Genomic DNA, 12,862 nt, shown 5'->3' with positions numbered 1-12,862 from the left:
GGCGACGGTCAGGGGAGCGCGTGGCACTGAGTCGGGAGCAGGTCGTGGAGACGGCCGTCGGCCTGCTGCGCCGCTACGGCCTGGCCGACCTCACGATGCGCCGGCTCGGGCGCGAGCTCGGCGTCGCGCCGGGCGCGCTCTACTGGCACGTCGCGAGCAAGCAGGAGCTGCTCGTCGAGGTGGCTGCCGCGCTGCTCGAGCAGCTGCCCGACCCGCCGGCCGACCAGCCGCCCGCGGAGGCGCTCGTCGGCCTCGCCGTGGCGCTCCGCGAGGCGCTCGTCCAGGTGCCCGACGGGGCCGGCGTCGTGGGGCTGGCGTATGCCGTCGACCCCGGCTCGGTGCGCCCCCTGGCGTCGCTCGCCCGCCTCGTCCAGGCCGCTGGGGCCCCGCCGTCCGAGCGGGACGCGGTGGCTGCGCTCGTGCTCCACCACGTGCTGGGTTCGGTTGCGGCGCAGCAGGATCGCGAGCTCGCGGGTACGTTGCAGCCGGCATCGGCAGCGGCGTCGATGGGTGACGTGGACGCCCACGCGAAGGCCTTCGAGGTGGGCCTGTCGGTGCTCGTGCGCGGCCTCGTCGCCTCGCGCTGAGCGCGCCCGGCCGGGTGCGGCAGAGGGCTGGGCGGCCCAGGCGCCGCCCAGCACCACTCCCGTAAGGGGTGGGCGTGGTCGGCGCGCGTGCCTGGACCTTCGCCGACAACCCTCAGAGCAGCAGGAGGCGGCGGTGATACGCGGAGACGACCCCTTCTTCGCCCCGCCCTGGTGTCGGCCCTGGGATGCTGGGTCGATGCCGCTACGAACGACGAAGCACTGGTTCGGCGTCGTGCTCGACGCACCGGACGCATCCGCCCTCGCGCACTTCTACGAGCGGCTGCTGGGGTGGACCCTCTACAAGGACACCCCCGGTTGGGCCACGCTCGCGCCGTCGGAGACGCACGGTTACAACCTGGCCTTCCAGACCGAGCCGAACTACGTGCGACCGGTGTGGCCGAGCGAGCCGGGCCGGCCGATCATGATGCTGCACCTCGACCTCGAGGTCGACGACCTGGACGCGGCCGTGGCCCACGCCGTCGAGGTGGGGGCCGAGCTCGCGGCGTTCCAGCCGCAGGACGACGTCAGGGTCCTGCTCGACCCCGCCGGCCACCCCTTCTGCCTCTACGTCGACGGCTCCGACTGACCCCGAGCGCCGCCGCGGCAGGGCCCGGGCTCGCCGACCCCGCCCTCGCCGACCCCGCGCCGACGGACCGCCACGAGGACGCCTCGACCGGGCAACCCGAGCGTGGGCGGGGCGCTCCGGCCCCGCTCGTGGCGGTCCGCCGGTACGCGGGGGCGGAGTCAGACGGGGACGAGCACCTGGTCGATCGCCTCGACGAGGCGGGCCCGCAGGGCCTGGCCGCGCGCCGAGAACCCGCGCTGCGCGGCGGCGTACTCCGCCTTGCCCTCGGGGGTCTCGATGCGGACCGGGTCGTAGCCGAGCTCGCTCAGGTCGTAGGGCGCGGCGCGCATGTCGAGCGCCCGGATGTCGCGGGCCAGCTCGAAGCAGTCCATCACGAGCTCGCTCGAGACCGCGGGCACCAGTTTGTGCGCCCACTTGTACAGGTCCATGCCGGCGTGCAGGCAGCCCGGCTGCTCGAGGGCGGTCTGGCTCTCGCGGGTCGGCGCCAGCGCGTTGAGCGGTGCCGCCTCGGGTGTGAAGAAGCGGTAGGCGTCGAAGTGCGAGCAAGCCACCTGGTGGCTCTCGACGACGGCGTCGGTGCCGGCGCCGCCGAGCCGCAGCGGCCACCCCGAGTGGCGCACGTCGGACGGGTCGAGCCGGTAGACCATGGCCCACTCGTGGAGCCCGAAGCAGCCGAAGCGACCCGGCCGCTCCGCCGTGCGGACGAGGAGCTCCCGGACGAAGCGCAGGGTGTCGCCGCGGGCGGCCGTAAAGGCCTCGACGTCCACGCGGACGATGTCGCCGTCGACGGCATAGAAGCGCCAGTCGGTGTGCGGCGCCCGCTCCGCAGCGGCGAGCGAGGTGCCGGCGCCGGGGTGGTAGCGGCGCAGCTGCGCGGGCTTGAAGGTGTAGTAGGTGAAGAGGAAGTCCTCGACCGGGTGCTTGCGGTGGTCGCGCCGGCGCGCCAGGTGCGCCGCGGTGGCGGCGTCGACCCGCGCCTCGTGCGCCGCCGTCCGGTCGCGCCACTCGGCCTCGCTCATCACGTGCACCCCACGAGGGTAGGGGAGTCGCGACGCCGCATCCCACCGCGCACCGGCGACGCGAGGGCAGGATGGACGCATGGCAACGGACGCAGAGCGACCCACCCACGTGCTGCACCGGCTGACGTCGTACTCCGCGGAGCGGGAGTGGACCGAGGTGCCCGACGACGACCGGCTCGTGCAGGACCTCGTCCCCAACGACCTGTCGCGCCGTCCCCGTGCCTACAAGGCGTACGACGACGACCTGCACCGCACCCTGCTCCCCACCGAGCTGCCGGCGTCGCAGGCCGCCGCCCGCGCGGTGCTCGCCGGCACGGCCGAGGTCGAGCCCGGTCGGCTCGACCTCCCGGCCCTCGCCCGCCTCCTCTTCCTGTCGTCGGGGGTCACGCGGCGCACGACCCGTGCCGACGGCGGTGTCGTCCTCTTCCGGGCCGCCGGGTCCGCGGGCGCCCGCTTCCCGCTCGAGCTCTACGTCGGCGTGCCGCGCGGCGCCGACGTCGTGCGCGACGGCCTCGAACCGGGCCTGCACTGGTACGACCCCGAGGCCCACGCGCTCGTGGCCGTCGGTCCGGCCCCGTCGGGAGACGCCGTGACGCTCGTCGTCACGGGCGTCCCCTGGCGCACCGGCTGGCGCTACCGGGAACGCGGCTTCCGCCACGTCTACTGGGACGCCGGCACGATGCTCGCCCAGACCCTCGCCCTCGCCGACTCGGCCGGCCTGACCGCCCGACTCGTCACGACGTTCCCCGACGTCGAGGTGGCCGCCCTCGTCGGGGCCGACCGCGTCCACGAGTTCCCCGTCGCCCTCGTCGTCCTCGGCGACGGACGCCCCGCCATCCACCCCACCGGGGACGCCCGACCCGGTCACCACGACGCCGACGGGCTCGAGCTCCCGCTCGTCACGGCGGCCCAGCGGGCGGGGGAGCGGACGGTCCTCGGTCCCGAGCTCGTCCGCGGCCCAGCAGTGCGGATCTCGGACGACGGGGGAGCGGGCGTCGACGAGGTCGTGGCGAGCAAGGGCTCGATCCGCCGGCTCCACGCCGACCGCTCGCTGCCCCGTGCCGTCCTCGAGGACGCCATGGCCGTGGCGCTCCGGGGCGTCGACGTGCCCCACTGGGTCGGCGTCAGCGCCGTCGACGACGTCGCGACGGGGATCCACCGCTGGCCCGACGTCTCGTCGCCCGTGCGTCCGCTCCCCGAGCAGGCGGTCCGCGACGAGCTCTTCGCCGCGGCGCTCGAGCAGGGGCTGGCTCGTGACGCGTCGTTCGTCGCCATGAGCGGCGTGCCGCTCGACGACCTCGACGACCACGCGTACCGCGAGGTGCAGCTGCTCGCCGGGCTCGCCGAGGGCCGGCTCCATCTCATGGCGTACGCGTCGGGCGCGGCCGCGTCCGGCATGACCTTCCGCGACTCCGACCTCGCCCACCTGCTCGGCGCCGACGTCGCGGGCCTGCTGTGGACGTGCGTCGGCGTTCCCGAGTACCGCACCCGCCGCAGCGGCCGCCCGGGGTCGCCGGCGGACGTCACGATCGTCTGGCCGCGCTGACCGCCCTCCGCGCGCGGGCGCCGCCCGTCGTAGGGTGGGCGCGTGCGCATCGCGAGGTACACGACCGGGGACGACCCGGCATACGGCATCGTCCAGGGCGACCCCGGCAGCGAGGTGATCACGCCGCTGGCCGGCGACCCGCTCTACGTCGGCCTCCAGCCGAGCGGGCAGCCGCCCGTCATGCTCGAGGACGTGCGCCTGCTCGCGCCCGTCATCCCGCGCTCCAAGGTCGTCGCCATCGGCAAGAACTACGCCGACCACGCCAAGGAGATGGGCGGGGAGGCGCCGGCGCAGCCGATGATGTTCTTCAAGCCGAACACCGCCGTCGTCGGGCCGTTCGACCCGGTCGTGCTCCCGGCCGGCAGTGACGAGATCTCCTACGAGGGCGAGCTCGCCGTCGTCATCAAGACGATCACCCGGGGTGTCAAGGCCGAGAACGCCGCCGAGTGCATCTACGGCTACACCATCGCCAACGACGTGACGGCGCGCGACTGGCAGCGTTCCGACGGCCAGTGGGCCCGCGCCAAGGGCTTCGACACGAGCTGCCCGCTGGGCCCGTGGGTCGAGACCGAGCTCGACCCGAGCGACCTCTCGATCGTCACGACCCTCGACGGCGACGTGCGCCAGGACGGCACGACCGCCGACATGATCCACGGCATCGCGTCGATCATCGAGTACGCGTCGGCGGCCTTCACGCTGCTGCCGGGCGACGTCATCCTCACCGGCACGCCGGCCGGGGTGGGGCTCGTCGAGGCGGGCCAGCAGGTGTCCATCGAGATCGAGGGCATCGGCTCGCTCACCAACACCTTCGTGCGTCGCTGAGCGTTTCGGGCGCCCACTAGGCTGGTCGCACCATGAGCGAGATCAGCGACACCACAGGTATGCCGTCCGCCAGCGTCCCCGACGCCGACCTCGTGGAGGTGCGGGGCGCCGAGGCGCCGCGCGTCTCGACGTCCGACGGGTCGGGCCCGGTCCGCACCCGCGTCGCGCCGTCGCCGACCGGCGACCCGCACGTCGGCACGGCGTACATGTCGCTCTTCAACCTCGCCTTCGTGCGCCAGCAGGGCGGGCAGTTCGTGCTGCGCGTCGAGGACACCGACCGCGCGCGCTTCCGTGAGGACAGCGAGGCGCAGCTCTACGACATGCTCGCCTGGCTCGGACTGCACTGGGACGAGGGCCCCGACATCGGTGGGCCGTTCGCGCCCTACCGCCAGTCCGAGCGCCTCGACACCTACCGCCCCTACGTCGACCGGCTCGTCGAGGAGGGGCACGCCTACCTCTGCTGGTGCTCCACGGAGCGGCTCGCACAGATGCGCGAGGTGCAGCAGAAGACGAAGCAGCCGACCGGCTACGACCGGCTGTGCGTGGGCAAGACGCGCGAGGAGCGGGCCGCGCTGCCCGGTTTCAGCGAGACGCCCGTCGTGCGCATGCTCGTGCCCGACGACGTGCCGCTGGTCTTCGACGACGTCATCCGCGGCAAGGTGTCGGCGCCCCGGCCGGACGACCAGGTGATCCTCAAGGCCGACGGGTTCCCCACGTACCACATGGCCGTCGTCGTCGACGACCACCTCATGGGCATCACGCACGTCGTGCGCGGCGAGGAGTGGATCAGCTCCACGCCCAAGCACATCCTGCTCTACAAGTGGCTCGGCCTGGAGCCGCCGAAGTTCGCGCACATGCCGCTGCTGCGCAACACCGACAAGTCCAAGATCTCCAAGCGGAAGAACCCGGCTGCTCGTCTCACGTGGTTCCGCGAGCAGGGCTACCTCCCCGAGGCGCTCGTCAACTTCCTTGCGCTGCTGGCCTATCCGCCGCAGCAGGATGCCGACGGCGCCGACGTCGAGGTCTTCTCGTTCGACGACTTCAGCCGCACCTTCGACTGGGCCAAGGTCAACCCCATCGGGCCGATCTTCGACCTCAAGAAGCTCGACTGGCTCAACGGCGTCTACATCCGCTCGCTCGAGGTCGGCGAGTTCGCGAGCCGGCTGCTGCCCTACCTCGTCGAGGACGGGGTCCTCGGGGAGACCCAGTCGCTGGGCGAGCTGGCGCGGCTCAAGGCGATCGCCGAGCTCATCCAGACCCGCATGGTGCTGCTCACCGAGGCGCCCGCGCTCGTGCGGCCCTTCTTCGTGGCCGACGACCAGCTCGCCGTCGACGAGGACGCGCGGGCCCAGCTCAAGGACGACGCGCCCGCCGTCCTCGAGGCCGCGCTCGCCGCCCTCGCCGACATCGACGACCACGGCGACGGCGTGCTCGGCACGGGGAGCCCGTGGAACGCCGCCACCATCGAGGCCGCCCTGCGGGCGGCCGTGGTCGAGGGCCTGGGGATCAAGCCGCGGTTCGCCTTCGGCCCGCTGCGCACGGCCGTCTCGGGCGCGCGCATCTCGCCGCCGCTCTTCGAGTCGATGGAGATCCTCGGCAAGACCTCGACGCTGGCCCGCCTGCAGTCCCTGCGCGACACGCTCTGAGAGGGGACCACGTGCAGCCGCACGACGCCACGGCCTGGCCCCTGCACGGGATCCGGCTCACGACGGGTGACCTCGTCCTCCGGGTGATGACCGAGGCCGACCTGCCGGCGCTGTGGCCGCTCGTGCCGGACGACCTCGAGATGAACCCCTCCGCGACGCGCTACGCGGGGCTCGACGAGGGCGCCAACCGGCGCGCGATCCTCGCGCAGTCGTACTGGCGCGCCCTCGGCCTGTGGTCGCCGGAGGACTGGGCCCTGCCCTTCGTCGTGCGCGCCGGTGGCGACGTCGTCGGCGTCCAGTGGCTCGAGGGCCCGGACTGGCGGGCGGAGCGCACGGTCGACTCGTCGTCGTGGCTCGTCGCCGGGGCGCGGGGCCGCGGCTGGGGGCAGCAGATGCGCGCGGCCGTCCTGGCGCTCGCCTTCGGGCGCCTCGGCGCCGAGGCGGCCGTGAGCTCGGCGACGACGGGGAACGGCGCGTCGCTCGGCGTCTCGCGCGCCCTCGGCTACCGCGACACGCACCGGTCGGTGCTCGAGCACTCGGGGGAGACGCTGCAGCACGTGCGCCTCGAGCGGGCGGACTGGCTGCGCCGCGCCGGCGGCGTCGACGGCAGGGTCGACGGCAGGGGCGACGGCAGTGTCGACGGCGACGGGAGGGCCAGGGTCGCTGTCGAGGTCGTCGTCGAGGGAGTCGGGCCCGCCCTGCCCCTCTTCGGCGTCGACGGGCAGGGCCGGTCGTGACGCACTCGGCGGCAGCGGCAGCGGCAGCGGCTGTGAGCGGGGCTCGCGGGCTGCTCCTCGACGTCGACGACACCATCGTCGACACCCGTGCGGCCATGGTCGAGGCCGGCACCCGGGCGGCGGCCGCCGTGTGGCCGGGACCGGTCGAGCACCACCGCGCCCTCGCGCAGCGCTACTACGACGACCCCGACCGCTGGTTCCCGCGCTACGCGTCCGGTGACGTGCCGTTCGAGGCGATGCGCGCGGGCCGCCTCGCCGAGGTGGCCACGGCGTTCGACCTCGACCTTCCGGACACGGCGCACCGCACCTTCGAGGAGGCCTATGCGCCGGCCTTCCGGGAGGCGCAGCGCCTCTTCCCCGACGTGCCGGGGCTGCTCGCCGCGGCCGAGGCGGCCGGGCTCGCCGTCGCGCTGCTGACGAACTCGGCCCTCGCACCCACGACCGTCAAGCTGGAGGCGCTGGGCCTGACGGACCGCTTCGAGGTCGTCGTCACCACCGACACCCTGGGGTTCGGCAAGCCCGACGCCCGGGTCTACCTCGAGGCGTGCCGCCTCATGGCGCTGGAGCCCTCCGAGGTCGTCTGCGTCGGCGACAGCCTCGAGTGGGACGTCCTCGGGGCCCGGGCCGCCGGGCTGCGGGCCGTGTGGCTCGACCGCGAGGGTCGGGGCACGAGCGAGCCGGTGCCCGTGGTGACCCGTCTGGGGGAGCTGGAGGCCGCGCTCGACCCTCGATTTGGGCCTGCGCGGGATGCCCGGTAATATTCCTCTTCGGTTCACCCCACAGGCCACCGCAAGGCGGACTGTGAGTGAAACCCCTTGGGGTATGGTGTAATTGGCAACACTACGGTTTCTGGTTCCGTCATTCTAGGTTCGAGTCCTGGTACCCCAGCCACGGTTCACGGCAACGTGATCCGATTCGGAGAAATCACGCCTTCACGGTAAGGTTTCTTCTCGTGCCGAGCTCGCTCGGCACCGCTCACGGCCCCGTTGTGTAGCGGCCTAGCACGCCGCCCTCTCAAGGCGGTAGCGCGGGTTCGAATCCCGTCGGGGCTACGTGATGGCTCGAAAGAGCCGAGAAGACCCCGGTCCACTGGACCGGGGTCTTCTCTCGTTCCCGGGGGTGCGGCCCCGGCAGCCACCTATGCTGGCGCTCGTCACGTGGCACGCCGAGCAAGGAGCCGCCATCATGACCGCATCGACCGTGCCCCCTCCCGCGGTCCGCACCGGACGTCGCCTGCGTCGACTGCCCCGCCGCCCTCGCCTGGGCGCCCCTCAGCGGGTGTTCGACACGACGTTCTCCGGCGTCGGCCTGACGATGGCCGCCTGGTTCTTCGCCCTCTCGCTCCTGCCCTCGCTGCTCCCGCGCGGGGCGGCCGTGCAGGGCGTGGCGTCGGGCGTCACCGTGATGATCGGCTACGGGTTCGGCGCGACGTGCCAGTGGCTGTGGCGCTACCTCGGCATCCCGGCGGTGCCCGGTCGCACCCGCCGCGTGCTCGTGCTCGTGCTCGTCGGCCTCGGCCTGTGGGCGGCGGTCTTCACCGGGTGGCGCCAGGTGGGCTGGCAGAACGAGATCCGCACCCTCTACGGCATGGAGCCGTCCTCGCCGAGCACGTGGCCGGTCATCATCGGGGTGACCGTCGCGCTGACCGTGCTCATCCTCGTCGTTTCCCGCAGCCTGCGGCTGCTCTTCCGCACCGTCTTCCGCCGGCTGGGCCGCCGGCTGCCGCGGCGGGTCGCCGTCGTCGTGGGCTCCGCCGTCCTGCTCGCCCTCATCTGGTCGCTGCTCACGGGCGTCCTCGTCAACGGGTTCTTCACCGTCGCGAACGCCATCTTCGCCCCTCGCGACACGCTCATCGCGGAGGACATGAACCGGCCGCAGGTGCCGGAGCGCTCGGGGAGCCCCCAGTCGCTCTCGTCGTGGGAGCTGCTGGGTCGTCAGGGCCGCTACTTCGTGGGCGGCGGCCCCACCGTCGCCGAGCTCGACCGGGCGAACGGCGGTGGCGCGAAGGAGCCGATCCGCGTGTATGCCGGGCTGCGCTCCGCCGACACGGTGCAGGGGCGCGCCGACCTGCTCCTCGCCGAGCTCAAGCGGTCCGGCGCCTTCTCGCGCAAGGTGCTCGTCGTCGCCACGACGACGGGCACCGGTTTCCTCGACCAGAACGGCACCGACCCCCTCGAGTTCCTCTGGAACGGCGACACGGCCATCGGGGGCGTGCAGTACTCCTACCTCCCGTCGTGGATCTCGCTCCTGGCCGACCAGGACGCCGTCCGCGAGACCTCGCGGGTCGTCTTCGACACGGTGCACACCTACTGGGCGACGCTGCCGGAGCAGAGCAGGCCGAAGCTCTACCTCTACGGTCTGTCGCTCGGGTCGTTCGGGGTCGAGAGCATCCTCGGCTCGATCAACGTCATCAACGAGCCGGTCGACGGGGCCCTGATGTCCGGGCCGCCGTTCGTCAACGAGCTGCACGCGCGACTCACGGCGGGTCGCGAGCCCGGCAGCCCGGCATACCTGCCCGTCTACGAGAAGGGGCGCACGGTGCGCTTCACCGCGGAGCAGGACGGCCTCGGACGCGGCGGGGCGACGTGGGGGCCGACCCGGCTCGTCTACCTCCAGCACGCGAGCGACCCGATCGTCTTCTTCTCGCCGTCGATGGCGTTCGCGGAGCCGGAGTGGCTCAAGGACGGCCAACGTGGCCCCGACGTCTCCCCGCGGATGGGCTGGTTCCCCGTCGTCACGATGTGGCAGGTGCTGCTCGACCTGCCCGGCGCCGGCAGCATCCCGATGGGCTACGGCCACCTCTACTCCGCCACGGCCAACCTCGAGTCGTGGGTCGCCGTCACCCGACCGCCGGACTGGACCCCGGAGCGCACCGCCACCCTGGCCTCCATCCTCGAGAAGCGCCCCTACAAGGACACCTGACGGGCGGCCCCCGGTCGCCCGGGGACGCCGGGGTCAGGACGCGGTCCCGGCGCCCTCGCGGCGCGACTGCAGGCCCGCGCGCGCGAGGTCGCGCAGCGACGCGTCCGGCAGGTAGGCGGAGGTGAGGGCCAGTCCGATGCGCGGGAGGGCCGCCTCGTCGGTGAAGACGAGGTGGACGGGCTCGTGGCGCGGCCGGAACTTCTGCTTGAAGCTCTCGAGCGAGCGGAACCCGTAGAGCGGCTCCATCGCCTCGCCGAGCTGGTCGAGGAGCCGCTCGAGCGCCGCCCGCTCGGCCGTGCCGTCGCCGGAGTGCGCGAGAGGTGCGCCGGAGAGCGAGACGAGCTGCGCGCCCTGCTCGCGGAACGACAGGCAGGCGCTCGCGATGAGGAACTCCGTGACCGGTCTGAAGCCGTCGGGCAGGCGGCGCATGACGTCGAGCGTCCAGCCGCGCACCTCGCCACCGGCGGAGAAGACCGGCAGCCACGACGTCACCCCGTGCACCGTCATGTCGGCGTCGACGGCGAGGCCGACCACGGTGTCGGGGTCGAGCGCCTCGTCGACGCCGCCGAGGGTGAAGCCCATCTCGGGCAGGCCCTTGTCGGAGACCCAGAGCTCGGAGATGGCGCGCACCTGGGTCAGCAGGCCGCGCGGCATCTCGGCGAGGCGGCCCTCGCGGTAGCTGATGCCGTCCTTCGTGGCGCGGTTGAGGGCGGTGCGGACGCTCTGCCAGGACCTGCCCTTGAACTCGAGGTCGGGCAGGTCGATGATCGCCTCCTCGGCCACGAGCACGTCGCGGCGGCCGTGGGCCCGGCCCCAGTCGGCGACCTCCTGCGTGACGGAGAAGAAGCACACCTGGAGGCCGTGGGTCTCCTGCTCGTCGACGAAGCCCTGCAGCACGGCGGCCCGCGTCGCCGCGTCGCGGGCCACGGGGTCACCGAGGGCGATGGCCGTGCCCCGGTGCACCTGGAAGGCGACGTAGCCGTCCGGCTCGCCCGACGGGCCGCGATGGACGTACCAGTGGTTGTCGGGCCAGGTCCCCATCCACGACATCGTCGTGCCGCCGTGCTCCTTGAGCAGGGCCACGGCGGTCTCCCGGTCGCCCGCCCCGCTCGCGAGCTGCGCGCGACGACGGCGCCGCGACCGCGCCTGGAAGGCCGACCGACCCAGCACGAGGACCGCGAGCTGGAGCAGCGTGATGACGACGGTCACGACGAGCTCGGGGATCGAGGTCGCGACCTGGCCGTCGACGTTCAGCTGGTCGGGCGCCACCACCTCGACGACGACGAGCAGCGACTGCGCCACGAGGGACAGGGTCGCGAGGCCGCCGGCGAGGAACCACACGCGGCGCGAGCCGCGCCGCAGGCCGTCGGCGAGCAGGAGCGAGATGGCCGCGCTGACGAGGACGCTGAAGGCGTCGGTGTCGTCGGAGGTCGCGCCGAGCGGCCCGTCGGACGGCGTGAAGTAGAGCAGGGTCGCGACCACGGCGCTGACGAGGTAGAAGGCCGACGACACGACCCGCCACTCGTGGCGGCTGAAGCGGGGCAGCGCGAGCGACGGGCGGCGCCCGAGCAGGATCGGCCCGAGGGCGAGCCCGACCGTGATGCCGACGGCGTGCTCGAGGTCCCAGAGCCGCCCGAGGTAGAGGAGGGCGACGACGGCGTAGAGGGACAGGACGGCGCGGAGCCGGCCGCGCCACGGTGGCGCCAGGGTGGCGCTCGCCGCCGCGACCGCCCCGAGCGCACCCGCGCTGAAGCCCGCGTCGAGCTCGCCGGCGAGCCGGTGCGCCCACTCCCAGCCGGTGCTGTCCAGGACGAGCAGCAGGACCGAGGCCAGCAGGACGCCGGTCAGGTGGGTCGACGTGGCCGCCACGGCCACCCGGCGCGTGCCGAGCCGCAGCTCGGACCAGCCGAGCATGACCAGCGCACCGCCGGCCACGGGGAGGTACTGCGCCGGCGTGAGGGCGAAGACCGCGCCGGTCACCGGGGTCCACCACCGGCCGTCCTGCAGGGCCGGCAGCCCGTAGCCGACGGCGTCGACGAGCTCCCGGTCCGCGAGGGCGCTCCACAGGGTGCCGGTGGCGACTCCGAGGACGAGCATCGCGCCGACGACACCGAGGGTGAAGGGGAGGCGCCGGACGGTGCCCAGGACGGCCGGCCGGGCGCCTCCCGGCCGGGCGCCTGCCGGCCGTGCCACAGGTGCGCCCACGGCGTCGGTGGGCTCGTCGGTCCGCTCTGTCGACATCCGTCCGCTCCTCGCGGTCCCCGTCGTGTCGTGCTCCTGCCGGGGATGCTAGCGCGTCGTCCGTGGGCCGTCCGGGCGCTCGGCGACACGAGCCCGAGCCGACGCGCCACCCTCAGCGAGCCGCTCGGCGCTGACGCCCTCCTGGGCCACGCGGCGCAGGGCGAGCAGCACGGGGTCGGTCAGCACCGTGCCGACGATGGCGTAGCGCAGGGCGTCGTCCGGCGTGGCCGTGCCGAGCTCGGGGGCGACGTCGGTCTCGGCCACCGCGCGCATGGCGCGCTGCCACGTGGCGAGCGTCGAGTCGTCGACGTGCCACCCGGCGGTCTCCGCGGCCGTGAGGGCCTGGGCGAGCTGGACGCCGGCGGGGGAGTGCTCGCAGCCGTCCGGCCCGAGCGACCGCACCCGGGCGACCGCGTCCGGCGTGGGCTCCGCGGTGGGCGTGGCGGGACGGAGGGCCTCGTGGGCCGCGCCGAGCAGCTCGTGCCGGCTCGCAGGTGGTGCGTCGAGGACCTGCACGACCTCACGGACCCGCTCGATGGAGAGGCGACCCACGTCGACGAGGGTGCGCACGAGGCGGACGCGGTCGACGTGGCTCTCGTCGTAGTCGGCGCGCGTCGCGCCCTGGGCCTGGCCGGCGTGGAGCAGCCCCTCGCGCAGGTAGTACTTGAGCGTGGGGATGCTGACGCCGGTGCGGTCGGACAGCTGGGAGATGCGCACGTGGTTCCTCCTTGACTTTGGATAGTATGACTGTCCAAA

At 73.6% G+C, this 12,862-nt stretch carries 11 protein-coding genes and 2 tRNA genes; 10 read left to right on the top strand and 3 right to left on the bottom strand.

Annotated elements, in window-relative coordinates:
• Positions 1 to 20: 20 nt before the first annotated feature.
• Positions 21 to 587, top strand: coding sequence for a TetR family transcriptional regulator (locus ABT295_RS06320; RefSeq protein ID WP_352393547.1), 567 nt, complete (start codon positions 21 to 23; stop codon positions 585 to 587).
• Positions 588 to 783: 196 nt separating this feature from the next.
• Positions 784 to 1,173, top strand: a complete 390-nt coding sequence (locus tag ABT295_RS06315; protein WP_352393546.1) for a VOC family protein — start codon at positions 784 to 786, stop codon at positions 1,171 to 1,173.
• Between the two features lie 158 nt (positions 1,174 to 1,331).
• Here ABT295_RS06315 and ABT295_RS06310 read toward each other — a convergent pair whose 3' ends face one another.
• Positions 1,332 to 2,201 (bottom strand): 3-methyladenine DNA glycosylase, encoded by an 870-nt coding sequence (locus ABT295_RS06310; protein ID WP_352393545.1) that lies wholly within the window; start codon positions 2,199 to 2,201, stop codon positions 1,332 to 1,334.
• A 70-nt stretch (positions 2,202 to 2,271) separates the two neighbouring features.
• On the opposite strand from ABT295_RS06310, the gene ABT295_RS06305 reads away from it, so the two are divergent.
• The 8 genes from ABT295_RS06305 (at position 2,272) to ABT295_RS06270 (ending at position 9,865) form a co-directional block, all read left to right on the top strand.
• Entirely contained in the window at positions 2,272 to 3,738 is a 1,467-nt protein-coding gene (locus ABT295_RS06305; RefSeq protein ID WP_352393544.1) for a SagB/ThcOx family dehydrogenase, read from the top strand.
• Positions 3,739 to 3,780: 42 nt separating this feature from the next.
• Entirely contained in the window at positions 3,781 to 4,560 is a 780-nt protein-coding gene (locus ABT295_RS06300; protein WP_352393543.1) for a fumarylacetoacetate hydrolase family protein, read from the top strand.
• 32 nt (positions 4,561 to 4,592) lie between these two features.
• Positions 4,593 to 6,206: a glutamate--tRNA ligase gene (gene gltX, locus ABT295_RS06295; RefSeq protein ID WP_352393542.1), complete on the top strand. Its 1,614-nt coding sequence runs from the start codon at positions 4,593 to 4,595 to the stop codon at positions 6,204 to 6,206.
• Between the two features lie 11 nt (positions 6,207 to 6,217).
• A complete protein-coding gene (locus ABT295_RS06290) occupies positions 6,218 to 6,943 on the top strand; it encodes a GNAT family N-acetyltransferase (RefSeq protein ID WP_352393541.1) in 726 nt (241 codons plus the stop codon).
• 32 nt (positions 6,944 to 6,975) lie between these two features.
• Positions 6,976 to 7,701, top strand: coding sequence for an HAD family hydrolase (locus ABT295_RS06285; RefSeq protein WP_352393540.1), 726 nt, complete (start codon positions 6,976 to 6,978; stop codon positions 7,699 to 7,701).
• Positions 7,702 to 7,759: 58 nt separating this feature from the next.
• Positions 7,760 to 7,834 (top strand) — tRNA-Gln (locus ABT295_RS06280).
• Positions 7,835 to 7,922: 88 nt separating this feature from the next.
• Positions 7,923 to 7,995 (top strand) — tRNA-Glu (locus ABT295_RS06275).
• A 133-nt stretch (positions 7,996 to 8,128) separates the two neighbouring features.
• On the top strand, positions 8,129 to 9,865 hold the full coding sequence (locus tag ABT295_RS06270; RefSeq protein WP_352393539.1) for an alpha/beta hydrolase: 1,737 nt from the start codon (positions 8,129 to 8,131) through the stop codon (positions 9,863 to 9,865).
• A gap of 33 nt (positions 9,866 to 9,898) precedes the next feature.
• Here the strand turns inward: ABT295_RS06270 and ABT295_RS06265 are convergent, their stop codons facing one another.
• Entirely contained in the window at positions 9,899 to 12,106 is a 2,208-nt protein-coding gene (locus tag ABT295_RS06265) for a bifunctional lysylphosphatidylglycerol flippase/synthetase MprF (RefSeq protein ID WP_352393538.1), read from the bottom strand.
• A gap of 48 nt (positions 12,107 to 12,154) precedes the next feature.
• Positions 12,155 to 12,823: a MerR family transcriptional regulator gene (locus tag ABT295_RS06260; RefSeq protein ID WP_352393537.1), complete on the bottom strand. Its 669-nt coding sequence runs from the start codon at positions 12,821 to 12,823 to the stop codon at positions 12,155 to 12,157.
• Positions 12,824 to 12,862 lie beyond the last annotated feature (39 nt).

The sequence above is a fragment of the Terrabacter sp. NPDC000476 genome (assembly GCF_040300125.1).
GTDB lineage: Bacteria > Actinomycetota > Actinomycetes > Actinomycetales > Dermatophilaceae > Terrabacter.
Note: the sequence above shows the minus strand (reverse complement) of the source record. Positions and strands in the feature narration are given on the sequence as shown.